Source organism: Comamonas kerstersii (assembly GCF_008801935.1).
Taxonomy (GTDB): domain Bacteria; phylum Pseudomonadota; class Gammaproteobacteria; order Burkholderiales; family Burkholderiaceae_C; genus Comamonas; species Comamonas kerstersii.
The window spans coordinates 184,178-208,931 of the sequence record NZ_VZOT01000003.1 but is presented as its reverse complement, the minus strand read 5'-3'; the positions used below and the strand labels follow the sequence as shown (position 1 = coordinate 208,931).

The following is a 24,754-nucleotide window of genomic DNA, read 5'->3' as shown; positions in this document are numbered from 1 at the left end:
CAAGAGCATCTAATAAAGCAAGGAGACAAAGCCATGAATGCACCCAGCTCAGCCATTGAATCCGTACTGGTGGAAAACCGCGTGTTTCCCCCTTCGCCTGCCACACAGCAGGCAGCGCGCATTTCGGGGATGGCCGCATACCAAGCCCTGTGCGCAGAAGCCGAGAAGGATTACGAGGGTTATTGGGCTCGCCTGGCGCGCGACAATGTTGTGTGGAGCAAGCCTTTTACCCAGGTGCTCGATGAGAGCCATGCGCCGTTTTACCGCTGGTTTGCCGATGGAGAACTTAACGCCAGCGCCAACTGTCTGGACCGCCATATCGGCACGCCCGTCGAAAACAAGACGGCCATCATTTTTGAGTCAGACGATGGTCAGGTCACCAAGGTCACCTACCGTGAATTGCTGAACCGCGTTGCACAGTTCGCCAATGGCTTGAAGGCACAGGGCATCCAAAAGGGCGATCGCGTGCTGATCTACATGCCCATGACGATTGAGGGCATTGTGGCCATGCAGGCCTGCGCGCGTCTGGGTGCTACGCACTCCGTGGTGTTTGGCGGCTTTTCTGCCAAGGCCGTGCACGAACGCATTGTGGACGTAGGTGCCTGTGCCGTGATTACCGCCAACTACCAGCTGCGTGGCGGCAAGGAGCTGGCGCTTAAGGCCGTGGTGGATGAGGCGCTGCAAATGGGCGGCTGCGAGTGTGTCAAGCATGTGTTTGTCTATGAACGTACGCAGACGTCCTATAGCAAGACAGAAGGCAGAGACCTCACTTTTGAGCAGCTGCTGCAAGGCCAGTCCACCGAGTGCCCTGCTGTGCCCGTAGAAGCTGAGCATCCACTCTTTGTGCTCTATACCAGCGGTTCCACAGGCAAGCCCAAGGGTGTGCAGCACTCCACGGGTGGCTACATGCTGTGGGCTAAGCAAACGGTGGAGTGGACCTTTGACGTGCAGCCCAGCGATGTCTTCTGGTGCACGGCAGACATTGGCTGGATTACCGGTCACACCTATGTGGCTTATGGCCCGTTGGCTGCAGGTGTAACCCAGATCGTCTTCGAAGGCGTGCCAACTTACCCCGATGCGGGGCGTTTCTGGCAGATGATCGAGCGCCATGGTTGCACCATTTTCTACACGGCACCCACAGCCATTCGCTCATTGATCAAGGCAGCTGAAGCAGATGAGAAGGTGCATCCCAGGAACTGGAATCTGTCGAGTCTGCGCATTCTGGGCAGTGTGGGGGAGCCCATCAACCCCGAAGCCTGGATGTGGTACTACAAGAACGTGGGCGGTGAGCGCTGCCCCATCGTGGACACCTTCTGGCAAACCGAAAACGGTGGTCACATGATTACCCCGTTGCCCGGGGCTACACCGCTGGTGCCCGGCTCCTGCACGTTGCCGCTGCCCGGCATCATGGCGGCCATCGTCGATGAAACGGGTAACGACATGCCCAATGGTGCAGGCGGCATGCTGGTGGTCAAGCGCCCATGGCCCAGCATGATTCGCAACATCTGGGGCGACCCCGAGCGCTTCAAGAAGAGCTATTTCCCCGAGGAACTCGGCGGCAAGACCTATCTGGCAGGCGACGGTGCCGTACGCAGTGAAGACCGTGGCTACTTCCGCATCACGGGTCGTATTGACGACGTGCTCAATGTCTCTGGCCACCGCATGGGCACCATGGAAATCGAGTCAGCCCTCGTTGCCAAGACCGACTTGGTGGCCGAGGCTGCCGTGGTGGGCCGTCCTGATGATCTGACCGGTGAAGCAATTTGCGCCTTTGTGGTGCTCAAGCGTCCGCTGCCAACGGGTGAAGAAGCCAAGCAGATTGCCAACGAGCTGCGCAACTGGGTCGCCAAGGAAATTGGCCCGATTGCCAAGCCCAAGGACATCCGTTTTGGTGAAAACCTGCCCAAGACCCGCAGCGGCAAGATCATGCGCCGCCTGCTGCGCTCGATTGCCAAGGGCGAAGCCATCACCCAGGACACCAGCACGCTGGAAAACCCAGCCATCTTGGATCAATTGGCGAAGACCAATTGATCCAAGCACAGCGAATGGCTGGGTTGGCGGCGCTTGCGCCGTCAAAATCCCGTGATGCTTGATCAATTGGCGAAGACCCATTGATCCAAGCACATCAAAAAACAAAGCCCACCGTTTGGTGGGCTTTGCTGTGATGGCGCTGCCTGTCTTTGCAGGCAGCGATTCGGAAGTTTGCTTACTTCTTACTTGTTACCCAGCTGAGGCAGAGAGTTGGCGCTGCTCACGCTCAGCAGGCCAGCCTTGGAGTACACGGCCAGCTTATCGCGGGTGTCGATCAGGTCCAGGTTGCGCATGGTCAGCTGGCCGATGCGGTCTTCTGGGCTGAAAGGTGCGTCTTCGACCTTTTCCATGGACAGACGCTCAGGTGCGTAGGTCAGGTTGGGCGACTCGGTGTTCAGGATGGAGTAGTCGTTGCCACGGCGCAGTTCCAGGGTCACGGTGCCGGTGATGGCGCGTGCCACCCAGCGCTGCGAAGCTTCGCGCAGCATGATGGCCTGGGGGTCAAACCAGCGGCCCTGGTACAGCAGACGGCCCAGCTTCAGGCCATTGATGCGGTATTGCTCGATGGTGTCTTCGTTGTGAATACCGGTGACCAGACGCTCGTAGGCAATGTGCAGCAGGGCCATGCCGGGGGCTTCGTAGATGCCGCGGCTCTTGGCTTCGATGATGCGGTTTTCAATCTGGTCGCTCATGCCCAGACCGTGGCGACCACCGATGCGGTTGGCTTCCAGGAACAGGGCCACGGGGTCGGCAAACTCCACGCCGTTCAGGGCAACGGGACGGCCTTCTTCGAAGGTGACGGAGACTTCTTCAGCCTTCACTTCCACTTCTGGCTTCCAGAACGCCACGCCCATGATGGGGTTCACGATACGGATGCCGGAGTTCAGGTGCTCCAGATCCTTGGCTTCGTGGGTCGCGCCCAGCATGTTGGAGTCGGTGGAGTAAGCCTTTTCCACGGACATCTTGTAGCCAAAGCCTTCCTTGATCAGGAACTCGGACATTTCCTTGCGGCCGCCCAGTTCGTTGATGAAGGTGCTGTCCAGCCAGGGCTTGTAGATCTTCAGCGCGGGGTTGGTGAGCAGACCATAGCGGTAGAAACGCTCGATGTCGTTGCCCTTGAAGGTGGAGCCGTCACCCCAGATGTTGACGTCGTCTTCCTTCATGGCAGCCACCAGCATGGTGCCGGTCACAGCGCGGCCCAGAGGGGTGGTGTTGAAGTAAGTGATGCCGCCGGTAGAGATGTGGAAAGCACCCGCCTGGATGGCGGCGATACCTTCGTTGGCCAGCTGAGGGCGGCAGTCGATCAGGCGTGCCTTTTCTGCGCCGTATTCCATGGCCTTGCGAGGAATGGCATCGTAGTCTTCTTCGTCAGGCTGGCCCAGGTTGGCGGTGTAGGCATAGGGCAGCGCGCCCTTGTTCTTCATCCAGCGCAGTGCTGCGCTGGTGTCCAGGCCGCCAGAGAAGGCGATGCCGACTTTTTGGCCGACAGGTACGGATTGCAGAATGGTTTGCATAAGAATTCTCTTTAAATTTAATAGCTACTAGCGCTTGCTACATAAGCGCTAGAGGCTAAAAAGGCTTGTAATCAAACAGAACGCCCGATCAAGCGTAGTGGCAGATGTAGTGGTAGGCCTCGGTCACGCGGATATCAAACTTGGAATTGGCGGGAATATGAAAGCTTTCACCCACGGTGGAAGTCTTCCATTCGTCTGTGCCATCGAGCTTGTATTCGCAGGAGCCGCCTACGCATTCCATGATTTCTGCAGCAGCTGTGCCAAAAGTCAAAGTAGCGGGAAGTACCACGCCCACGGACTTCTTGGTGCCGTCGGCCAGGGTGAAGCTGTGGCTGACACACTTGCCGTCAAAGTAGACATTGGCCTTGGTCGTCAGGGTAACGCCGGAGAACTGCTCGGTTGTCATGTGAACGCGTAGTCGCTGAAGTTGGATTGAAGCTAGCCATTTTAGGCCAGCTGCGCTGTGCTGCGGGGTTCGCGCAGTGCAGCGCAGATTCAACGCCAGTGCGGTGGGGAATGTGGCCCTGAAGGTGGGGGAGGGCGCCAGCCTGGCGGTGGAGGTGGCCTCTGGCCATAGGCTGGGGGTGGAAAGTAGCCGGGAGGAGGTGGCGGGGGGCGATACCCGGGAGGTGGTGGCGCATAGCCACCAGCGTTGACACCAATGACGATGGGCACGGGCGGCGGCATGTACTCAATGCTGTTGGTGGTGACTGTCACACCCGCAGGAGCGCTCTGGTAGACGCTGCCAGGGCCTGTATAGCTGATGCCTGTACTGGCAGAAGACGATGAGTAGCTGCCCTTGGGCTGTACTGTTACATCAAGCCATGGACCGGGGTCATAGTCCAGCTGGGTGTGGTAGCGCTGGCCGGCGTACTCATAGCTCACGTCGTAGCCGACGGTGTGGTTTTCATAACGGGTGGTATTGGTGCAGCGGTGCACGGTTTCGTAATTGGGCTGGCCGTAGGCGCTTTCTATGCTGTTGCCAATCAGTCCCCCTGCCACTGCACCGACTACGGTGCTGGGCCCGCGGGTCGAGGGCTGGTAGTAGCCATGTGGGCCGTGGCGACTGCCGTGCCCCAGAGCATTGCCAGCCAGGCCGCCAATCACGGCACCCACAACGGCGCCTGTGCCTGTGACACGCTGGCCGGTGTAGACCTCTTCGTTGTCACATAGCTGCTGCGGCACGGCAACCTGCTGCATGACGGGCACTGCAGAGATCACATGGGCTCGCACCTGCTCCTGCGCCCAGGCCAGGTTACATGCCAGCCCGGCGGCCATGGCAGCACCGATCCAGTGTTTGCTTCCCATATCTCATCACTCCTTGCTCAGTCCATGAAGCTGCACTTCACAGATGTTGGAGGCAGTGTAGAGGAGGGCGCCCAAGCCTGTGTGCAGGGCTGGTAAAACTTGCGTAAAGCCAGAGGAGCGTGTCAATGCCTCAGGCGTTCAGGCTGGCAGCCCAGTCTTCGGCCTTGAAACCTACGGTGATGCGGCCATCCATCCACTCTACGACGGGGCGCTTGATGATGCTGGTGTGCTCCTGCAGCAAGGCGGCGGCAGAGGCGGCATCGGTCACCTGGGCCTGCACGGCAGCATCGAGCTTGCGCCAGGTCGTGCCCTGGCGGTTGGTCAGCTTTTCCCAGCCTACGGCCTGCATCCAGGTTGCGAGTTGCTCGGCGGTTACGCCCAGCTTCTTGAAGTCGTGGAATTCGTAGTCCAGTCCCTGTGCTGTCAGCCAGGCGCGTGCTTTTTTCACTGTGTCACAGTTGGGGATGCCGTAAACACGAATAATCTTGGTGGTACTCATGGTGCAGATGATGATGCATGTGTGGGTGCGCGACAATCACGAACTGTATGCACAGCACTTTTTCCACACTTCCCGAGTGGCTTGCGCACTGCGAGCAAATTCATCCACAGAACATTGCCATGGGCCTGGAGCGTGTACGCGAAGTCGCGCAGCGCATGGCGTTGAAGTTTGACTGCCCCGTCATTACGGTGGCTGGCACCAACGGCAAGGGCTCTACCTGTGCCATGCTGGAGGCCGTGGCCCTGCAGGCGGGCTATAAGCCCGGCGTCTATACCTCGCCACACCTGGTGCATTTTGAGGAGCGTTGCCGCATTCACGGTGAAATCGCCAAGGCGGAGGACTTTCTGCCGCACTTTGAAGCCGTGGAAGCCGCACGCCTGCAGGGTGAAGAAATCCTGCTGACGTATTTTGAGTTCACCACGCTGGCCATCCTGCGCATGCTGAGTCTGTCCAAGCTGGATGTCGCCATTCTGGAAGTGGGCCTGGGCGGCAGGCTCGACGCTACGAACGTGGTGGATGCTGACTGCGCCGTCATCACCAGCATCGATATCGACCACGCCGCCATTCTGGGTAATGACCGCGAAACCATTGGCCGCGAGAAGGCCGGCATCATGCGTCCAGGCCGACCTGTGATCGTGAGCGACCCCGTGCCTCCGCAGAGCGTGCTCGATCACGCGGCCGAGATCGGCGCAGACCTCTGGCGCTTCGGCCATGACTTCAACTATGAGGGTGACCGCCAGCAGTGGGGCTGGGCAGGGCGTGGCCGTCGTTATGCCGGGCTGTCCTATCCGGCCTTGCGTGGTGCCAACCAGCTCATGAATGCATCGGGCGTGCTGGCGGCATATGAGGCGCTGCGCCAGCTGGTGCCTGTGACTGCGCAGGCCGTGCGCACGGGCCTGGCCATGGTGGAGCTGCCCGGACGTTTTCAGATCATTCCGGGCCAGCCCACGCTGGTGCTGGATGTGGCGCACAACCCCCATTCCGTGGCGGCGCTGACCGCCAATCTGGATGCCATGGGCTACTTTCCTACGACGCATGCGGTGTTCGGTGCCATGGCAGACAAGGACCTGACGCCTATGCTGCTCAAAGTCGGGCCGCTGATCGACCGCTGGTACTTCACTGACCTGCCCACACCGCGCGCAGAAAGTGCTTCCAATTTGCAACAAAAGTGGAGCGCTCTGCAGATGGTGGCAGGCGCTACACGAAGTGAAGTGCCTGTTAACTTGTATCAGAACCCGCAAGAAGCCCTGCGCGCAGCGGTAGAGGCTGCAGACCCGGCTGATAGAATCGTAGTTTTTGGCTCGTTCTATACGGTAGGTGAGGTCTTGAAGGATGGGCCACCTCGCCTGCATGCCAAACACTTGGGCGAATAAGGTCCGCCGCGCGACGCATATCCATGGCACTTTTTAAATTCCGCTGGCCTGGTCAGAAAAAGGAAAGTGAGCAAACGCCTGTGCGGCGTTCCCGGCTCGCTCAGTCCGAGAGCGTGGAGGACATGCGTCGTCGGGCGCAGCATCGCCTCATCGGTGCTGCCGTCCTGGTGGCGCTGGGTGTGATTGGCTTTCCTATTCTGTTTGATACCCAGCCACGTCCCATTCCCGTGGATGTGCCCATCGAAATCCCCGATCGCAACGAAGTCGCTCCCATGATGGTGCCTGGGAATCAGGCGCAGACCGAGACAGGTTTGCGCGCTGAACAGGGCGCAGGCGGGGCTGCCCCCTTCGTGCCTGATGCCGCTCTGGATGATGGTGAGGAGCTGGTTGGCAATGAGCCTGCGCCTTTGGCTGTCCCCAAGCCGCCAGAGCCTCCGCGTCTGGTGCCTGAGCCTGCAGCTCCTGCCACAGTGCCAGTGCCTAAACCTGAAATCAAGCCGGAACCCAAACCCGAGCCCAAGCAGGAAGTCAAGCCTGAGCCCCAGCCCGAACGTCCCAAGCCCGCGGTGAGCGAGGCTGAGCGTGTGCGTGCGCTGCTGGAAGGTCGCACGCCTGCACCAGCGCCGGCTGCTGCGGCAGCACCGGCCAAGGCTAAAGCTTCCAAGCAAGGCCGCTTCATTGTGCAGGTGGGCGCGTTTGCTGATGGTTCCAAGGCTGCCGAGGTGCGCGGCAAGCTCGAGCGTGCAGGCCTGAAGACTTATGTGCAGGTCATCGAAACCAAGGATGGCAAGCGCACCCGTGTGCGCGTAGGTCCTTTCGAGTCACGTGATGAAGCAGACAAGGCGGCCACACGCATCAAGGGCATGGGGCTGGCGGCGTCGGTGCTGACTTTGTGAGCATCATTGCAACGCGAGGATAAGCAAACAACATGGCTGTTCTGGATGGCGTGCTGCTAGGCATCCTCGTAGTGTCCATGCTGCTGGGTGCGTGGCGTGGTCTGGTCTTTGAGCTGTTTTCACTCGTTGGTTGGGTGGTCGGTTTTTTCGTTGCACGACTGTTTGCTGCAGATGTGGCAGCCTGGCTGCCGCTGGATGGTTTTGATCCAGCCGTGCAATACGGTGCTGGTTTTGTGCTGGCCTTTGTGCTGATTGTGTTTGCATGGGGGCTGCTCAGTGCCCTGGCCAAGCAACTCGTGGAATTTGTAGGTTTGCGGCCTGTTGATAGAACGCTGGGTGCGGTTTTTGGCGTTTTGCGCGCTGCTGTACTGATTTTGGTGCTGGCGGTGGTCGTAGTTTCCACACCTCTGCGTGAGCATGATTGGTGGACACAATCGCAGGCAGCGCCATGGTTAACAGACGCGGTGGCAAGTGTCTTGCCCGCGCTGTCCGTGCAATGGGGAAGGTGGTTGCCTTCTACCTGAGAGAGTGAGGGCTGTGCCAACGGCATGGTCTGCAAGCAAAGACCGCGAGAGCAATCTCGCATAGATGGAAATCGACTATGTGTGGAATCGTCGGGGTGGTAAGCACCACGCCTGTGAATCAACTGATCTACGACGCCTTGCTGCTGCTGCAGCATCGTGGCCAAGATGCTGCCGGTATCGTCACTCAGCAGGAACGCAAGTTCTTCATGCACAAAGCCAAGGGCATGGTGAAGGATGTGTTCCGCACTCGTAACATGCGCGCCCTGCCTGGCAATGTGGGCCTGGGTCAGGTACGTTACCCTACGGCAGGCAATGCCTCCAGCGAAGAGGAGGCGCAGCCCTTCTACGTGAATGCTCCGTTTGGCATCGTCATGGTGCACAACGGCAATCTGACCAACGCCAAGCAGCTGCGCGAAGAGCTGGCATCTACCGACCACCGCCACACCAATACCGAGAGCGACTCCGAAGTGCTGCTCAACGTGCTGGCGCACGAAATCGGCCGTGCTTCCAGTGGTGCCCCCTTGACGCCTGATGAGGTGTTCAAGGCGGTGCGCGCCGTGCACAAGCGCATCAAGGGTTCGTATGCCGTGATCGCGCTAATCGCAGGTTACGGTCTGCTGGCCTTCCGTGACCCCTTCGGCATTCGCCCCCTGTGCATGGGCCGCGGTGCAGACGGTACCTACATGCTGGCCAGCGAATCTGTGGCGCTGGAAGGCACGCTGCACACCTTTGAGCGCGATATTGCTCCCGGCGAGGCCGTATTCATCGCCAATGATGGCACCGTCCACACCGAGCAGTGCGCTGAAAACAGCCAGCTCTACCCCTGTGTGTTCGAGTACGTCTATCTGGCGCGTCCGGACTCCACCATCGATGGCATCTCGGTCTACCAGGCACGCCTGAACATGGGCGAGACCCTGGCCAAGCGCGTGATCTCCACCGTTGCGCCTGATGAGATTGATGCGGTCATTCCTATCCCAGAATCCAGCCGCCCCAGCGCCATGCAACTGGCGCAGCTGCTGGGCAAGCCCTACCGCGAAGGTTTTGTGAAGAACCGCTACGTGGGCCGCACCTTCATCATGCCCGGTCAGGCGGCACGCAAGAAATCCGTGCGCCAGAAGCTCAATGCCATCAGCAGCGAGTTCAAGGGCCGCCGCGTGCTGCTGGTGGACGACTCCATCGTGCGTGGCACCACCTCCAAGGAAATCGTGCAGATGGCGCGTGACGCCGGTGCTGTGAAGGTGTATCTGGCATCTGCTGCGCCTCCGGTGCGCTATCCCAATGTCTACGGTATTGACATGCCTACCAAGTCTGAGCTGGTGGCCAACGGTCGCAGCGTGGAAGAAATCCGCGAAGTGATTGGCTGCGATGCACTGATCTACCAGGACGTGGAAGCCATGAAGCAGACCATTGGCAAGATCAACCCTGCAGTCAATGGCTTTGAGGCATCGTGCTTTGATGGCACCTACATCACCGGCGACATTTCGGACGCAGAAGTGACTGCGCTGAACGAAGGGCGCAATGCAGGCGGTGAGGAGTCCGATGTGGATACCTCTCGTCTGTCCTTGCCTAACGCCCAGGAGCAATAAGTTCTAAACTGGGCGTCATAAGCCCGGTATCACAATAAAAGGAGCTGCTAGCGCAGATCTGGCAAGCATTTCAAAGTGTTTTGATATTGAAATGCCCACAGATCAAGCGCTAGATGCTCCTTTTTTTATTGAGCATGCCTTGAATAGGATGCTGCATTCAGTTTGATAGAGGAATAGCCGTCGTGACCGAGAAAACACTCCCACAAGGTCTGCACCCTGAAACCCTGGCCGTACGCGAGGCGCTGCCCCGCAGCCAGTGGGGCGAGCACTGCGAAGCGCTGTACATGACCAGCAGCTTCATCCAGCCCGACTGCGAAACCGCAGCCCGTCGCTTTGCTGCGCAGGAAGAGGGCTATACCTACAGCCGCACCTCCAACCCCACCGTCACCAGCTTTGAAAAGCGCCTGGCAGCCATGGAAGGCACGGAGTGCGCCGTGGCCACCACGACGGGCATGTCGGCCATCCTGCTGGTGGCGCTGACCACGCTCAAGGCAGGTGACCACGTGGTGTGCTCGCGCTCCATGTTCGGCTCCACCATCAAGCTGCTCGGCACGGAAATGGCTCGTTTTGGTGTGGAAACCACTTTTGTGTCGCAGACCGACATCAATGAGTGGAAGGCGGCGATCAAGCCCAATACGCGCCTGTTCTTTGCCGAAACCCCCACCAACCCGCTGACAGACCTGTGCGACATCGCTGCGCTGGCCGAACTGGCCCATGCCCACGGTGCGCTGCTGGCGGTGGACAACAGCTTTGCCACTCCTATCCTGCAGCAGCCCGCCAAGCTGGGTGCGGACGTGGTCGTACACTCGGGCACCAAGTTCCTTGATGGCCAAGGTCGCACCATGATTGGCGCGGTCTGCGGCTCCATCGCTTTGGTGGACAAGGTCATGGGCACTTTCCTGCGCAGCGGCGGCCTGAATGCAGCGGCTTTCAATGCCTGGACGGTAATGAAGGGCCTGGAGACTCTGTCACTGCGCGTGAAGGCGCAAAGCGCTGCTGCGCTGGAGCTGGCCCAGTGGCTGGAGGCCCACCCCAAGGTGGCGCGTGTGTACTACCCCGGCCTCAAGAGCCACCCGCAGCACGAGTTGGCCATGCGCCAGCAAAACGGCATGGGCGGTGCGGTGCTGTCCTTTGACGTCAAGGGCGATACCCCTGAGCAGTTGCGCAAGAACGCCTTCCACGTTGTCGACCATACCCAAGTGTGTAGCATTACGGCTAACCTGGGCGATGTGAAGACCACCATCACCCATCCCGCCAGCACTTCGCATGGCCGCCTGACTGAGGAGCAGCGTCAAGCTGCAGGTCTGGGTCAGGGACTTATTCGTATCTCCGTGGGGCTGGAGCACTTGGACGATATCAAGGCTGATCTGTCTCGCGGACTGGACACCTACCAATGACACAAAAAGTACGTACCCGTTTTGCACCTTCGCCCACTGGCTTTATTCACCTGGGCAACATCCGCTCGGCGCTGTACCCATGGGCATTTGCCCGTGCCAATGGCGGTGACTTCATTCTGCGTATTGAAGACACCGACCTGGAGCGCTCGACCCAGGCATCCGTGGATGTGATTCTGGAAGGCATGAAGTGGCTGGAGCTGGACCACGACGAAGGTCCCTTCTATCAGATGCAGCGCATGGACCGCTACAAGGAAGTGCTGGCCCAGCTGCAGGAAAAAGGCTATGTCTATCCCTGCTACATGAGCATGGAAGAGCTGGACGCTTTGCGTGAAAAGCAGATGGCCAACAAGGAAAAGCCCCGCTACGACGGTACCTGGCGTCCAGAAGAGGGCAAGGTGCTACCCCCCATCCCCGAAGGCGTCAAGCCCGTGCTGCGCTTCAAGACACCCAAGACCGGTGTCGTGGGCTGGGATGACAAGTGCAAGGGCCGTATCGAATTCCAGAACTCGGAACTCGACGACCTCGTGATCGCACGTCCTGATGGCACGCCCACCTACAACTTCTGCGTGTGCGTTGACGATATGGACATGGGCATCACCCACGTCATCCGCGGTGACGACCACGTGAACAACACCCCTCGCCAGATCCACATCTTTGAAGCCCTGGGTGCAGCCGTGCCTACCTTTGCCCACCTGCCTACCGTGCTGAACGAGCAGGGCGAAAAGATGAGCAAGCGCAATGGCGCCAAGGCCGTGACCCAGTACCGTGACGAAGGCTATCTGCCTGACGCCATGGTGAACTATCTGGCACGTTTGGGCTGGAGCCACGGTGACGACGAAATCTTCTCGCGCCAGCAGTTCCTGGAGTGGTTCAATCTGGATCACCTGGGCCGCAGCGCTGGCCAGTTTGACGAAGCCAAGCTGCGCTGGGTCAATGCCCAGCACCTGAAGATGACGGATGACGCCAAGCTGGCTGCACTGGTCAAGCCTTTTGTGGTGAAGGCCGGTGTGGCTGAAAGCCTGCTGGACGCGGACGACCGCTTGGTACGTATCTGTGCACTGTTCAAGGACCGCTGCGAAACCCTGGTCGATCTGGCCAACTGGGCCAAGCTGTTCTATGTGGACAGCATTGAGCGCAACGCCGAAGACTACGCCAAGCACGTAACCGAAGCAGCCAACCCCATCCTGGATGCATTTGCTGCAGCCATGGAAACCGTGGAGTGGAACAAGGAAGCGATTGCCGCAGCCATCAAAGAAGTGCTCAAAGCCCAGGGCGTGAAGATGCCTGTACTGGCTATGCCTGTGCGTGTGCTGACTGTGGGCTCTGCCCATACGCCATCGGTGGATGCAGTGCTGGAATTGCTCGGACGCGAAAAAATTCTCTCGCGTTTGAAAAATCGCTAAAAATCCATCTATAATTCAATTCTTCGCTCAACACAGCAAGCAATTGTTGTGTTGTCAAGAGGGGGTATAGCTCAGTTGGGAGAGCGCTTGCATGGCATGCAAGAGGTCATCGGTTCGATCCCGTTTACCTCCACCAGAATTTAACGGTCAGCAGTAATGCTGAAAGTTCTAGGATTGACCCTATCGTCTAGAGGCCTAGGACACCACCCTTTCACGGTGGGTACCGGGGTTCGAATCCCCGTAGGGTCGCCAAGTTAAAAAGCAACTTGGTTTTTGCAAAAAATGCAAAAATAAATTGCTTTTTTCCTCGGAGTGGTAGTTCAGTTGGTTAGAATACCGGCCTGTCACGCCGGGGGTCGCGGGTTCGAGTCCCGTCCACTCCGCCAGTTAGTTTGTTTAGTCGGTTCGATTAAATAAGCACCTTGAAAGTAAAGGGCGCTTTTTTAATCGGTGCGAAAGCAAAGATTCTAGGTTATGACCCTATCGTCTAGAGGCCTAGGACACCACCCTTTCACGGTGGGTACCGGGGTTCGAATCCCCGTAGGGTCGCCAAGTTTGAAGCGCTTGGTTTTGCTGCTAAAATAATAGCAACGAAGCACAAAGTTTTCTGCCAGGAGTGGTAGTTCAGTTGGTTAGAATACCGGCCTGTCACGCCGGGGGTCGCGGGTTCGAGTCCCGTCCACTCCGCCAGTTTGGGGGTATAGCTCAGTTGGGAGAGCGCTTGCATGGCATGCAAGAGGTCATCGGTTCGATCCCGTTTACCTCCACCAGAATTTAACGGTCAGCAGTAATGCTGAAAGTTCTAGGATTGACCCTATCGTCTAGAGGCCTAGGACACCACCCTTTCACGGTGGGTACCGGGGTTCGAATCCCCGTAGGGTCGCCAAGTTTGAAGCGCTTGTGCTTGAGAAAAGCTAGCAATGCTTCCTGCCAGGAGTGGTAGTTCAGTTGGTTAGAATACCGGCCTGTCACGCCGGGGGTCGCGGGTTCGAGTCCCGTCCACTCCGCCAGAAACACAAAGCCGTACTAATAAAAATTAGTACGGCTTTTTTGTTTTTGCTTTTATAAAAAATGCCTCCAGCAGGAGGCATTGTTGCAATGCATGTTCATGTGCTTTATTTGGGGGCCAGGCGAATGGCACCGTCGAGGCGAATCACTTCGCCGTTGAGCATGTCATTTTCAATGATGTGCTTGACCAGCTTGGCATAGTCTTCGGGCGTACCCAGGCGGCTGGGGAAGGGAACACCTGCAGCCAGCGCATCCTGTACTTCCTGCGGCATGCCAAATAGCATGGGTGTCCCAAATATGCCGGGGGCGATCGTCATGTTGCGAATGCCGTTGCGTGCAAGATCACGCGCGATCGGCAATGTCATACCTACCACACCTCCTTTGGAAGCCGCATAGGCTGCCTGGCCTATTTGTCCGTCATAAGCCGCAATGCTGGCTGTGGAGATGATGACGCCGCGTTCACCAGTGGATTCAGGCGTGTTCTTGCTCATCGCCTCGGCTGCCAGGCGAATCATATTGAAGCTGCCGATCAGGTTGACCTGAATCACTTTCTGATACAGCGCCAGGCTGTGAGCCCCGCTTTTGCCTACGGTTTTTTCAGCGGGCGCAATGCCGGCGCAATTGACCAGGCCTGCAAGCATGCCTGCACGAGTCGCTTGCTGGACGACAGCCTGGCCATCGGCCTCACTGCTGACATCACATGGCACGAATATGCCGCCAATGGTATTGGCTACGGCCAGGCCTTTTTCCTGCTGCATGTCTGCAATGATGACCTTGGCACCATGGGCTGCCAGCATGCGTGCTGTGCCTTCTCCCAGGCCTGATGCACCACCGGTGACGATAAATACCTTGCCCTGTATTTCCATGCTTTATGCTCCTTGGATTCTCTTTGACGTAAACGTCAATTATGAAAGGGCGGCCAAGTAAAGACCAGTCAGTGCAGCTATGTAGGGACGAAAAAAAACCCGGTTTGTGAAAACCGGGTTTAAAGGGATCCAAGAAACGGGGGTTTCAAGAGGATCCAAGGAGACAACTGGTAACCAGTGAACTGGTTGATGCTTCGAATTATAGGGTAAACCCTAGAAGTTGTCCAATGGTTATCGAAGCATCAGGAAATATCAGGCTTTGGCCTTGCTGGAAGAGGCTGCAGGTGCTGCTGTGGTGGTTGCTGTTGCGGCGACGGCCTTCAGGTTAGCGTCCACCAGGTCAGAAGCTTGCTTTACCGCTTTTTGTACGCTTTCAAAAGCATTGTTGGCAGCAGAGACTGCGCTCTTCATCATGGCTACAGCGGTTTCCGAGCCGGCTGGAGCGTTCTTTGCAGTGGAGTCCACCAGATTGTTGAAGCTCTGCTGAAATTCGCTGGCCTTGCTTTCCAGCGCCTTGCTGACTTCGGCAGAAGTGCTGGTAGCGATGTTGTACAGGTGACGGTTGTAAGCCGCCGTTTTTTCAGCCAGAGGCTGGAACAGGCTGGTTTGCAGAGTGACCAGCTCCTGAATGTCCTTGGCATTCAACAGAGCCTGGCTGTGGCTGGCAGCTTCAGACAACGCTGCACGTGTAGCAGCCATGTTCAGTTCCACAATCTTCTCCACGCCTTCAAAAGCCTTGTTGGTCAGGCCAAACAGGGTTTCGAGATTTGCCTTGTGTGCAGCAGCAATTTGTTCAGGTGTCAGTGCCATGGTCGTGTACTCCGTTGAATGGGGGACAGGTGAGCAGCTGCATCTTTCAAATTCATGTTGCAATGCAGCATGCAGAGGATTTTTGAGCAAAGCAGTGATTGCTGCAAGCAGTTTTTGCTGCGCTGCAACAAAAAGCAGTATCAATGGTGAAAAAGGTCGCTAATTGCGTGTGTTTGCGACAGATGCGGTGTGAAAGTGTCGCATCAGGGCGACGATGTCGCCCGGGTACACGTTGATGCATTGCGCCTGCAGAGAATGCAGGCATGACATCAGACACTTCATCTACCAGCAGGCCTGCTCCTCAGTCACGGAGTGCGTATCGTGTGTTCCGCAGTATTCCTACCCGCTGGGCAGACAACGATATCTATGGACATGTAAACAATGTCGTCTACTACAGCTGGTTTGATACGGCAGTCAATGCGTTTCTGATTGAAGCTGGGGCGCTGGATATTCACGCAGGTGAAACCATTGGCCTGGTGGTGGAGACGCAGTGCAACTACTTTGCCCCCCTGGCATTTCCTCAGATGGTTGAAGCAGGTCTTCGCGTAGCCCGCCTGGGCAGCAGCAGTGTCCGGTATGAAATCGGACTGTTTGCGCAGGGGGAAGCTCAGACGGCGGCGGCCGGGCACTTTGTGCACGTCTATGTGCACCGGGAAACACGCCGTCCCTGTGCATTGCCTGCTGCGTTGCGACAGACGCTGGAACCGCTGGTGGTCTCGTAGTCAGTTCCTCCAGCGCGCGGTGTTATTAATCTAAACGGATAGTGGGGCGCAGGCGTGAATTCATCATGTCCACCAGCCACAGCAGTCCCCCGCGCCAGAAGCCGTAAAGGCGTGCCTGGTGAGAGCGATACAGCCAGATGTGGCTGAGCATGGCCAGCCGTCCGCGAATCAGCCCACCGTTGAACAGGCCAAACTTGCCCAGAGAGCCGTAGGCGTCATAGTGGGCCAGCGATACCAGCGCGCCGAAGTCGCGATAGGCAAAGCCTGTGCCGTTATAGGCATGGGGGCAGGCCAGCATCTTGGGAAACAGCTCGATCAGATAGCGTGCCTGCTGGTGGGCAACCTGAGCAGTAGGAGGCAGTGGCTGCGTTTCTCCGGGAAGGGTGTAGCTGGCGCAGTCACCGACGGCATAGATATCAGGGTCTGCAGTCTGCAGATCATCATTGACGATCAGTTGATTACCGCGGGTGGTGGGCAGGCCAAGGGTAGACAGAAAGTCGGGTGCCTTGACGCCTGCGGCCCAGACGCTCAGTCCCGCAGGAATTTGCTCGTCACCGTCCAGTACCAGTGAAGCAGCATGTGCGGCCTGTACCTTTCGATTAGTCAGCACACGCACTCCCAGTTTCTCCAGCCGGGTTTGTGTGGCAATAGAAATTTCTTCGGGGAAGCTGGGCAGGATGCGTGGACCAGCCTCGATCAGCACGATCTGGAACTTGGCTGCCTTGCCCAGCGCGCCGTAGGCTTCCGCGCTCTCAGACAGCTGCACCAACTCTGCTGCCAACTCTACGCCGGTCGCACCTGCGCCGACGATGGCGACCTGCAGCGTTTCCCCTTCGGTCATGCAGCGCAGCATGCGCAGGCGGATTTCGCGGTTGAACTCATCGGCCTTGCGGCGTGAATCGATCATGTAGCAGTGCTGCAGCACACCGGGTGTGCCAAAGTCGTTGGCACCGCTCCCCACTGCAATCACCAGCTTGTCGTAGGCAAGGCGGCGAGTGGGCACTACCTCGCGGCCATCTTCAGCGACGATGGGGTCGAGAATGATCTCCTTGCGTTCACGATCCAGGCCTGACATGGCTCCAGGCTGGTAGGCAAAGTGGGCATCCGTAGCCTGAGCGAGGTAGGTGGTCTGCTGCTGGGCCAGGTCGCGGGTGCCTGCGGCAATGGTGTGCAGCATGGGCTTCCAGACATGGGCGGAGTCCGCGTCGACCAGGGTGACGGAACCAATGTGCGCATCCTTGAGTTTGCCCAGTGCCGAGGCGATTTCCAGCCCTGCTACACCACCACCTACGACCACGATGCGCGCTGGCGCTTTCTGCTTTTCCAAGCCCATGTTCAATTCCTTGCCTGCAATTGGTTATCTATGCTTTTTTGTATGGGTGCTATGCACTGCAGGACGGAATTCTGACTACTTTTTTTGTAGCTTGAAGCGCTTGTAATTATTGGCTTATCTTGGGATTTATGTCTGATAAAAGAGTGCTTCGGAATAGATAGCTGAGCACAAAGCGTTGGCGCACGTCCTGATCCCGTACAACACCACAGAACAACAATGGCACGTTCAAGCCATGGCTGCCTGTAAGGTTTTTCAGATGTTGAGGCTCAGACCATGTCTGGTCTGGCCTGTGGCAGGCAGGCCAGGACTTCCAGTCCAGCAGCGCTTCGGTTGCGCAACTCCAGCGTGCCGCCAAGGGCATGCACGATGTCGTGGCACAGTGCCAGGCCCAGGCCGAATCCCTGGTGTTCGCCATGGCTGACGAATGGCTGGTACAGGTGCTCCTGCAGCGCTTTGCTCAATCCAGGTCCTTCATCAGCGATATACAGCTGTGCCTGCTGCTGTGCATTCAGTGATAGCTTGATGAGCAGGCTGCTGTGCGCTGGCGCATGGCGTACAGCGTTGTGCAGCAGATTGCGCACCAGCTCGCGCAGCATCCAGGCATGGGCCTGGACCATGACGGGGGTATCAGCTTCCAGCACAAAGTCCAGGTCTTTGTCTGCAATCAGAGGTGCGAGGTCAAGGCTGACCTCTCGCACTACCGCATCCCAGGCCAGGCATTCACGGGGTTGCTCACGGAGCTGCTCGACTTTGGCCAGTGCCAGCATCTGGTTGGCCAATTCTGTAGCACGGTCTACCGTACCTTCGATTTCTTCCAGTGCCAGCATGGGGGGTACATCACCACGTCGGGCGGATTGGACCTGTACCTTGAGCACGGCCAGTGGTGTGCGCAACTGGTGCGAGGCATCGCGCACAAAGCGTTTCTGGTCGTGCAGCAGGCCACGCAGGCGCTCCATGATGCGGTTGGTGCCATCAAGCAGAGGCCGCAGCTCGCGTGGAACCGTATGCAAGGGGACTGGGCGCAGATCGCCCTGTGGGCGCTGGCCCATGGCTTCTCCGACCACGCGGACCGAGCGGGTGACGCGGTGCACAACCAGCAGCACCGTCAGCGTGACCAAGATCAGCAGTACAGCGTGTTGCCACAGGGTCTGGCCCAGCAGCTCCAGCGCCAGGTTTTCGCGCAGCTGCAGAGTTTCTGCTACCTGAATGATGGCCATGCTGCGTCCGGTTGCGCTGGCAACAGGCTGCAGCAGCACGGCCATGCGCACTGGGCGGTCGCGGTACTCGCTGTCATAAAAATCCACCAGTGCGGCGTAAGGCGGCTGCTGTGGAAGCTGGCCTTGCCACAGGGGAAGATCGGGAAAGCCCGACACCATCTCACCACTGAGGGTGGAGACGCGATAGAACATACGGGTCTGGGTGTCGGCTTCGAAGGCTTCCAGCGCTGAGTAGGGTACGGTGGCGTTGATGGTGGCATGTGCTTCGTAGCCCTGCACATCCAGCTGCTCGCCAATGGTCTTGGCTGAAGCCAGCAGGGTGCGGTCATAGGCGGTGTGCAGAGCACCCAGCGCTTCGTGGTAGACCACCCAGGTGTTCCAGCTGATGCAGAGCAATATGGGCAGCAAAATCCCTGCCAGCAGGCGGGTACGCAGCGACCAGGCGGGCAAGCTTGGGGAGTTCATGGCTGGGGCGCAGAGGTAGACCGCGAGGTTGACAGACGCAGCAGATAGCCCAGACCGCGAAGTGTGACCAGATCCACCCCGGTACCCGCCAGTTTCTTGCGCAGGCGGTAGACCACGACTTCAATGGCCTCGTATTGCACATCCTGTGCGCCCGGAAAGACCTGGGCATACAGGCGCTCCTTGGCAATAGCCTGACCGGGCTTGCCCAGCAGTGCCTGCATAAGGGCACGTTCACGCGGGGTGAAGTCCATGGGTGCGCCCAGGTGGTAGATGGCACCGTCATGCTGGTCCAGCCGCAGATTGCCAAATACGGTCACAGGACCATCTGCCGCAGGTGTAGCTGTGGCTGCTGCCGTGCGGCGTACCAGGGCATGCAGCCGTGCTTCCAGCTCATCCAGGTCAAAGGGCTTGGACAGATAGTCATCGGCGCCCGTGTTCAGCCCTAGCACGCGGTCACCCACGGTGCCTCGGGCCGTAAGAATCATCACCGGCGTGCGGCACTGCTGCGCGCGCATGGCCGCCAGAATCTGTAGCCCATCCTGACCAGGCAGGCTCAGGTCCAGCACGACCACATCTGGCTGGAGCTCCTGCCAGCGCGCAGGGGCCTGATGACCATCGGCACATGTGCTTACCTGCATGCCGCGGCGCGTCAGGGCGCGCTGCAGGCTGGTGCGCATGGCGCTGTCGTCTTCTACCAAAAGAATATGCATGTGGTGCACGTTAGCACTGCAGCGCTGTATCTGAGCTGCATCACCCCTTCGGGTTTGCACTGAGCAAACAGGACAGCCGTTTGACAGCGTTCACAGCCATCATGGGCAGTGCACATGCAAGCTACAACAAGGAGACACATCCATGCGTCGCGATACCTTTCTGAAGAGCATGGCAGCGCTGGCTGCCGCTGGACTGCTTCCACAGGCACAGGCACAGGCTGTTGCCATGAAGATGATGCTGCCCGCTAACCCCGGTGGCGGCTGGGACACGACGGGGCGAGCGCTTGGCAAGGCGCTGCAGGATGCCGGTGTAGCCTCTACGGTGACCTATGAGAACAAGGGGGGTGCGGCTGGTGCCATTGGTCTGGCGCAGTTCGTCAACGGCAGCAAGGGGGATCCCAACGCCTTGATGGTCATGGGGGCGGTGATGCTGGGTGGCATCATCACGGGCAAGCCGCCTGTATCGCTGCAGCAGGCTACGCCGCTGGCACGTATCACCAGCGAATACAACGTGTTCGTGCTGCCAGCCAACTCACCCTTCAAGACCATGGACGAGGTAGTTGCACAGCTCAAGAAAGACCCGGGCAGCGTCAAGTGGGGCGGCGGCTCGCGAGGCTCGACCGAGCACATTGCCGCCTGCATGATTGCCAAGGCCGTGGGGGTAGATCCGGCCAAGATCAATTACGTGGCTTTCCGTGGGGGCGGCGAGGCCATTTCTGCCATTCTGGGTGGCAACGTCACCGTGGGTGGCAGTGGCTACAGCGAATTTGCGGAGTACATCGCCACAGGCAAGATGAAGCCGATTGGCGTGACCTCTGCCGAACGCCTGCCAGGCATCGACATTCCCACGCTCAAGGAGCAGGGCATTGATGTGGAAATCGGTAACTGGCGCGGCGTTTATGGTGCCCCCGGCATCACCCGTGAACAGCGTGATGCTCTGATCACCAAGCTCGAAAAAGCCGTGCAGAGCGCTTCCTGGCAGGAGTCGCTCAAGAAGAACGAGTGGACACCAGCATGGCTGGCTGGTGATGCTTTTGCCAGCTTTGTGGACCAGGAGTTCAAGAATCTGCGCGAAATCATGACCAGCGCAGGCATGGTGTAAGGCGATAGGCAAGCCCCTGTTCGGAGGCAGGACGGGGCTGTTCCCCCTTTTTAATTACTCTGTTCTTGATAGCTGCTAGCGCTTGCTGGATAAGCGCTAGGGGCACTTTTTGCTCAAAAAAGGAAATGCTGATGCAAGAAGCATGGAATACGCCATCACCGCAGTGGGAAAGTGCCATTCCTGCTGCCCGGTGGCAGGCCGCAGTTGGTGGCCTGGTATTACTGGTAGCCATTGGTATGGGTATAGGAGCCAGCATGATTGAAGGCGATGCAGGCTATGGCGGTGTGGGCCCCAATTTTCTGCCCTGGCTGTGTGCAGTGGCGCTGGGCATGTGCGGCATCTGGTTGATGGGGGAGGCATGGACGGGTGGTTTTCGCCATGCTGCAGAGCCCGGCGGCAGCGCACGCGCTGATCTCGGTCCATTTGTCTGGGTGTCGGCAGGGTTGCTGCTCAATGCGGGTCTGATTGAGCACCTGGGCTTTATTTTGAGCTGTGCGCTGTGTTACCTGCTGGCTGTGCAGGGGCTGCGCCGAGCGCAAGGACAGCAGCATGTGCTCAGTACTCGCATGCTGGTCAAGGATGTGCTGACGGGCTTGGTGATTGCCGCTCCCGTGTACTGGACCTTTACGCAATTGCTGGCCATTAACCTGCCAGGGCTCACAAATACGGGGTGGCTGTGATGGACTTGTTTGATGCATTGCTGCAAGGCTTTGCCACGGCGGCCACGCCCATGAATCTGCTGTGGGCCTTGCTCGGCTGTGCGCTGGGCACGGCCGTGGGGGTCTTGCCGGGCATAGGCCCTGCGGTGGCGGTGGCCATGCTGCTGCCGATTACGGCCAAGGTGGAAATCACGGCATCCATGATTTTCTTTGCCGGTATTTATTACGGCGCCATGTATGGCGGATCGACCACCTCCATCCTGCTGAACACGCCGGGGGAGACGGCCAGCATGGTCACGGCCATGGAAGGCAACAAGATGGCCAAGAGTGGCCGTGCCGGCGCGGCACTGGCAACAGCTGCCATCGGCTCCTTTGTGGCAGGCACGATTGCGACGGTGGTGGTGACGCTTTTTGCACCCGGGGTGGCTGAGTTTGCTGTGCGGTTGGGGCCGCCCGAGTATTTCATGCTCATGGTACTGGCCTTTACCACCGTGTCCGCGGTGCTGGGGCAGAGCATGGTGCGCGGCATTACATCATTGTTTCTGGGGCTGGCCATGGGCTGCGTGGGCATGGACCAGATCTCTGGTGCTGCGCGCTACACCGGCGGCAAGATGGAACTGCTCGACGGCATCGATATCGTGCTGGTGGCCGTCGGCCTGTTTGCCGTGGCCGAAGTGTTGTACTACGCCCTGTATGAAGGCAAGGTCAAGGAAAGCCAGAACGCCATCAGCCGCGTGCACATGAATCGGCGCGACTGGAAGCGTTCCTGGCCTGCATGGATTCGTGGCACGGTCATTGGCGCTCCCTTTGGCTGCATTCCTGCGGGTGGCACGGAAATCCCGACCTTTTTGAGCTATGCGACGGAGAAAAAGCTGGCCAAGGGCGAGGACAAGGCTGAGTTCGGTGCGAAGGGCGCCATTGAAGGCGTGGCAGGCCCGGAGGCTGCCAACAACGCCACGGTGACAGCAGCCTTGATTCCGCTGCTGACGCTGGGCATTCCCACCAGCAACACCACGGCCGTATTGCTGGGCGCGTTTCAGAACTATGGCATCAACCCTGGCCCGCAGCTGTTTGACAGTGCGCAGGTGCTGGTATGGGCGCTGATTGCATCGCTGTATATCGGCAATGTGATGCTGCTGGTGTTGAACCTGCCGATGGTGGGCATGTGGGTCAAACTGCTGCGCGTGCCCAAGCCGCAGCTGTATGCAGGCATTCTGATTTTTGCCACGGTGGGGGCTTACGGCATGCGCCAGAGCACGTTTGACCTGTTCCTGCTGTTTGGCATGGGGCTGCTGGGTGTGCTGATGCGGCGTTTTGATTTCCCCACGGCCCCCGTGGTGGTTGGCATGATTCTGGGGCCGCTGGCCGAGGCGCAAATGCGCAATGCGGTGGCGATTGGAGAGGGTAGCTTCAGCATTTTTGTGCAGCGTCCCATGTCGCTGACGCTGGTCATCATTGTGCTGCTGGTACTCATTGTGCCGCGCCTGTTGCAGTACTGGGCGGCCCGGCGGGCTGCGTGCCAGGTTCCTGTGGCTACATGATGTGAAGCCACCAAGCAAAACGGCCCTGCAGATGCAGGGCCGTTTTTTATCGCAGCGAGGCGATTATTTGAGGGTCATGTAACCCATCATGGGCCAGTAGGTCAGGGCAAAGATTACCAGCAGCACCGTGGCCGCAATGGTGATGACAAAACCGGTTTTCACGTACTGCTTGATGGTGAAGGTGTCCGTGCCGTAAGCCAGCATGCCCTGGGGTGAGTTCACGGGCAGGATAAACCCGAAGCTCACCACAAACTGCAGCAGCATGGTGATGCCGATGGCGTTAATGCCGGGGGTCTCCACGACCTGCAGCACGCTGATCACGATAGGGATCATGGTCGAGGCCAGCGCCGTGGCGCTGGCAAAGCCCAGGTGAATCACGATCAGGAACATCGACAGCAGCATCAGGATGGCAAAGGCCGAGGCGTTGACCAGGCCCAGGTTTTCCACAATCTGCTTGGCCAGCCAGGGCGCAGCCTGCGTTTTCAGCAGGGCAGAGCCCATGGCGATACCGACGGCAAACAGCACCACAGTGCCCCATGGGAAGCCCTTTTGCGATTCCTTCCAGCTCATGATGCCAATGCGGGGCATGAGCATCAGGGTTACGGCCACGATGGTCGAAGAAGTGGTGTCCACCTTGTGCAGCACGCCTTCCGTTGCCCAGAAGCCCAGCAGCACCAGGGTGATGACCAGCAGCTTCCACTGGTTGGCCGTCATCTTGCCCAGCGCCTGCAGTTGCTGGCGCACGGCTTCGCGGCCACCTGCGATGTGGTCCATCTCAGGCTTGAGCATGCGCGTCATGATGAAGTACAGCAGCACGGTCAGGCAGGCCGAGAAAGGCGCGCCTGCGACAAACCATTCACCCCAGGTGATGGTTTCGCCAAACTGGCGCTCGATAAAGCCAATCGCCACCATGTTCTGAGCGGCTGCGGTCTTGATGCCCACGTTCCAGACACTGGCGGTCTGGGCTGCGGTAATCACCACCAGTGCGGCGAACTTGCTGCGGCGGTCTGCACCAAATGCGGTCAGAAAGCCCAGCATGATGGGCATCAGACAGGCCACACGGGCAGTGGCGCTGGGCACGATAAAGGACAGCAAAAAGCCGACCAAAATGGCACCCATGACCACGTGGTTGGCGCGTGCAGGCACATAGGACAGCACCTGCAGCGCAATGCGCTGGTCCAGGCGCGTCGCCGTCATGGCTGCCGCAATAAAGCAGGCGGCTGCCACCAGCACGACAGCGCTGTTGCTAAAACCGCCCAGGGCATAGGGCAGGGCGGCTTTGGTGCCCATCATCACTGCATCTGCACCTTCCTTGCCGGGCACGGGGCTGATGGCCAGCAGGCCGATCATGAGCGAGCCGATGAGCAAGGCGGAGACGGAATAATCCAGCGCCTCCGTCATCCAGACAATCACGGCAAAGGCCAGAATGCCCAGCATCATCTGGCCTGCCTGGGGCAGGCCGGCGATGGGCGGCATGAAAACGATGCTCAGCAGGACGATAAAGGCCGCCACCAGGCCAATTTTCGGCATGAGTTGGGCTGGAGCTGGTGTGGCTTGAGGTGCAGTGGGTGCACTTTGCATGAAGCTTCCCTTGTTGTTGATATGCGGTTCTGTGAACGCAATGTAGAGCCCCTAGGGTTTCTACTTATTGATGTGCGTCAAGCCTTGTCCCAGGTCAATTCTGACGGGGCACAGAACCGGTTCTAACCGCAAGAGCGCGCAAGCATTTGTCAGCCATGTGCTGTGCAGCGCGGGATCATGTTTGCCGAAGCTGCTCTGCAAACTGCAGC

The 24,754-nt window shown here is 58.7% G+C and carries 21 protein-coding genes and 8 tRNA genes; 19 read left to right on the top strand and 10 right to left on the bottom strand.

Going from position 1 to position 24,754, the window contains the following annotated elements; all coding sequences use genetic code 11:
- Positions 1–33 precede the first annotated feature (33 nt).
- Positions 34–2,031 carry an acetate--CoA ligase gene (gene acs / locus F7P80_RS06275; protein ID WP_058880235.1) on the top strand — a complete coding sequence of 666 codons (1,998 nt, stop codon included), beginning with the start codon at positions 34–36 and terminating at the stop codon, positions 2,029–2,031.
- Between the two features lie 182 nt (positions 2,032–2,213).
- Here acs and argG read toward each other — a convergent pair whose 3' ends face one another.
- The 4 genes from argG to F7P80_RS06255 all read right to left on the bottom strand — a co-directional run bounded on the left by argG (position 2,214) and on the right by F7P80_RS06255 (position 5,352).
- Positions 2,214–3,545 (bottom strand): argininosuccinate synthase, encoded by a 1,332-nt coding sequence (gene argG / locus F7P80_RS06270; RefSeq protein WP_054066051.1) that lies wholly within the window; start codon positions 3,543–3,545, stop codon positions 2,214–2,216.
- Positions 3,546–3,633: 88 nt separating this feature from the next.
- Positions 3,634–3,951 carry a pyrimidine/purine nucleoside phosphorylase gene (gene ppnP, locus F7P80_RS06265; protein WP_054066052.1) on the bottom strand — a complete coding sequence of 106 codons (318 nt, stop codon included), beginning with the start codon at positions 3,949–3,951 and terminating at the stop codon, positions 3,634–3,636.
- Positions 3,952–4,040: 89 nt separating this feature from the next.
- Positions 4,041–4,853 (bottom strand): glycine zipper 2TM domain-containing protein, encoded by an 813-nt coding sequence (locus F7P80_RS06260; RefSeq protein WP_151043448.1) that lies wholly within the window; start codon positions 4,851–4,853, stop codon positions 4,041–4,043.
- A 130-nt stretch (positions 4,854–4,983) separates the two neighbouring features.
- Positions 4,984–5,352 (bottom strand): ArsC family reductase, encoded by a 369-nt coding sequence (locus tag F7P80_RS06255; RefSeq protein ID WP_054066062.1) that lies wholly within the window; start codon positions 5,350–5,352, stop codon positions 4,984–4,986.
- Positions 5,353–5,399: 47 nt separating this feature from the next.
- Here F7P80_RS06255 and folC point away from each other — a divergent pair, with 47 nt between their 5' ends.
- From folC to F7P80_RS06185, 14 genes are all read left to right on the top strand, one after another.
- Positions 5,400–6,725, top strand: coding sequence for a bifunctional tetrahydrofolate synthase/dihydrofolate synthase (folC, locus tag F7P80_RS06250; protein WP_151043446.1), 1,326 nt, complete (start codon positions 5,400–5,402; stop codon positions 6,723–6,725).
- A 23-nt stretch (positions 6,726–6,748) separates the two neighbouring features.
- The gene (locus F7P80_RS06245; RefSeq protein WP_151043444.1) at positions 6,749–7,621 is read left to right on the top strand and encodes an SPOR domain-containing protein; all 873 of its coding nucleotides are present in this window, start codon (positions 6,749–6,751) and stop codon (positions 7,619–7,621) included.
- Between the two features lie 32 nt (positions 7,622–7,653).
- Positions 7,654–8,145: a CvpA family protein gene (locus F7P80_RS06240; protein WP_054066056.1), complete on the top strand. Its 492-nt coding sequence runs from the start codon at positions 7,654–7,656 to the stop codon at positions 8,143–8,145.
- 77 nt (positions 8,146–8,222) lie between these two features.
- Positions 8,223–9,731 (top strand): amidophosphoribosyltransferase, encoded by a 1,509-nt coding sequence (gene purF / locus F7P80_RS06235; RefSeq protein ID WP_054066057.1) that lies wholly within the window; start codon positions 8,223–8,225, stop codon positions 9,729–9,731.
- A gap of 182 nt (positions 9,732–9,913) precedes the next feature.
- Positions 9,914–11,128: an O-succinylhomoserine sulfhydrylase gene (locus F7P80_RS06230; RefSeq protein ID WP_054066058.1), complete on the top strand. Its 1,215-nt coding sequence runs from the start codon at positions 9,914–9,916 to the stop codon at positions 11,126–11,128.
- A complete protein-coding gene (gene gltX, locus F7P80_RS06225) occupies positions 11,125–12,531 on the top strand; it encodes a glutamate--tRNA ligase (RefSeq protein ID WP_054066059.1) in 1,407 nt (468 codons plus the stop codon). Before F7P80_RS06230 ends, gltX begins: the two co-directional genes overlap by 4 nt.
- A gap of 60 nt (positions 12,532–12,591) precedes the next feature.
- Positions 12,592–12,667, top strand: a tRNA-Ala gene (locus F7P80_RS06220).
- Positions 12,668–12,707: 40 nt separating this feature from the next.
- Positions 12,708–12,783: transfer RNA gene (locus tag F7P80_RS06215), tRNA-Glu, on the top strand.
- A 57-nt stretch (positions 12,784–12,840) separates the two neighbouring features.
- Positions 12,841–12,917 (top strand) — tRNA-Asp (locus F7P80_RS06210).
- Between the two features lie 90 nt (positions 12,918–13,007).
- Positions 13,008–13,083 (top strand) — tRNA-Glu (locus F7P80_RS06205).
- A gap of 61 nt (positions 13,084–13,144) precedes the next feature.
- Positions 13,145–13,221 (top strand) — tRNA-Asp (locus tag F7P80_RS06200).
- A gap of 4 nt (positions 13,222–13,225) precedes the next feature.
- Positions 13,226–13,301 (top strand) — tRNA-Ala (locus F7P80_RS06195).
- 40 nt (positions 13,302–13,341) lie between these two features.
- Positions 13,342–13,417, top strand: a tRNA-Glu gene (locus F7P80_RS06190).
- 47 nt (positions 13,418–13,464) lie between these two features.
- Positions 13,465–13,541: transfer RNA gene (locus F7P80_RS06185), tRNA-Asp, on the top strand.
- 105 nt (positions 13,542–13,646) lie between these two features.
- On the opposite strand, the gene F7P80_RS06180 is transcribed toward F7P80_RS06185, so the two are convergent.
- Both F7P80_RS06180 and F7P80_RS06175 read right to left on the bottom strand, forming a co-directional pair.
- The gene (locus F7P80_RS06180; protein ID WP_054067190.1) at positions 13,647–14,405 is read right to left on the bottom strand and encodes a 3-hydroxyacyl-CoA dehydrogenase; all 759 of its coding nucleotides are present in this window, start codon (positions 14,403–14,405) and stop codon (positions 13,647–13,649) included.
- A gap of 252 nt (positions 14,406–14,657) precedes the next feature.
- Positions 14,658–15,215 carry a phasin family protein gene (locus F7P80_RS06175; RefSeq protein ID WP_054067191.1) on the bottom strand — a complete coding sequence of 186 codons (558 nt, stop codon included), beginning with the start codon at positions 15,213–15,215 and terminating at the stop codon, positions 14,658–14,660.
- 263 nt (positions 15,216–15,478) lie between these two features.
- Between F7P80_RS06175 and F7P80_RS06170 the strand changes: the two genes are divergently transcribed.
- The gene (locus F7P80_RS06170; protein ID WP_151043442.1) at positions 15,479–15,937 is read left to right on the top strand and encodes an acyl-CoA thioesterase; all 459 of its coding nucleotides are present in this window, start codon (positions 15,479–15,481) and stop codon (positions 15,935–15,937) included.
- Between the two features lie 25 nt (positions 15,938–15,962).
- On the opposite strand, the gene F7P80_RS06165 is transcribed toward F7P80_RS06170, so the two are convergent.
- The 3 genes from F7P80_RS06165 to F7P80_RS06155 form a co-directional block, all read right to left on the bottom strand.
- Complete coding sequence (locus tag F7P80_RS06165) at positions 15,963–17,270, bottom strand: NAD(P)/FAD-dependent oxidoreductase (protein ID WP_054067193.1); 1,308 nt, start codon at positions 17,268–17,270, stop codon at positions 15,963–15,965.
- A 266-nt stretch (positions 17,271–17,536) separates the two neighbouring features.
- Positions 17,537–18,952, bottom strand: a complete 1,416-nt coding sequence (locus tag F7P80_RS06160) for a sensor histidine kinase (RefSeq protein ID WP_151043440.1) — start codon at positions 18,950–18,952, stop codon at positions 17,537–17,539.
- Entirely contained in the window at positions 18,949–19,662 is a 714-nt protein-coding gene (locus F7P80_RS06155) for a response regulator transcription factor (protein WP_151043438.1), read from the bottom strand. Before F7P80_RS06155 ends, F7P80_RS06160 begins: the two co-directional genes overlap by 4 nt.
- A 142-nt stretch (positions 19,663–19,804) precedes the next feature.
- On the opposite strand from F7P80_RS06155, the gene F7P80_RS06150 reads away from it, so the two are divergent.
- The 3 genes from F7P80_RS06150 to F7P80_RS06140 all read left to right on the top strand — a co-directional run bounded on the left by F7P80_RS06150 (position 19,805) and on the right by F7P80_RS06140 (position 22,964).
- Entirely contained in the window at positions 19,805–20,764 is a 960-nt protein-coding gene (locus F7P80_RS06150; RefSeq protein WP_058880223.1) for a Bug family tripartite tricarboxylate transporter substrate binding protein, read from the top strand.
- Between the two features lie 131 nt (positions 20,765–20,895).
- Entirely contained in the window at positions 20,896–21,444 is a 549-nt protein-coding gene (locus F7P80_RS06145; protein WP_151043436.1) for a tripartite tricarboxylate transporter TctB family protein, read from the top strand.
- Positions 21,444–22,964: a tripartite tricarboxylate transporter permease gene (locus F7P80_RS06140; RefSeq protein WP_151043434.1), complete on the top strand. Its 1,521-nt coding sequence runs from the start codon at positions 21,444–21,446 to the stop codon at positions 22,962–22,964. Before F7P80_RS06145 ends, F7P80_RS06140 begins: the two co-directional genes overlap by 1 nt.
- A 63-nt stretch (positions 22,965–23,027) precedes the next feature.
- On the opposite strand, the gene F7P80_RS06135 is transcribed toward F7P80_RS06140, so the two are convergent.
- Positions 23,028–24,545: an SLC13 family permease gene (locus F7P80_RS06135; protein ID WP_151043432.1), complete on the bottom strand. Its 1,518-nt coding sequence runs from the start codon at positions 24,543–24,545 to the stop codon at positions 23,028–23,030.
- Between the last annotated feature and the right edge of the window lie 209 nt (positions 24,546–24,754).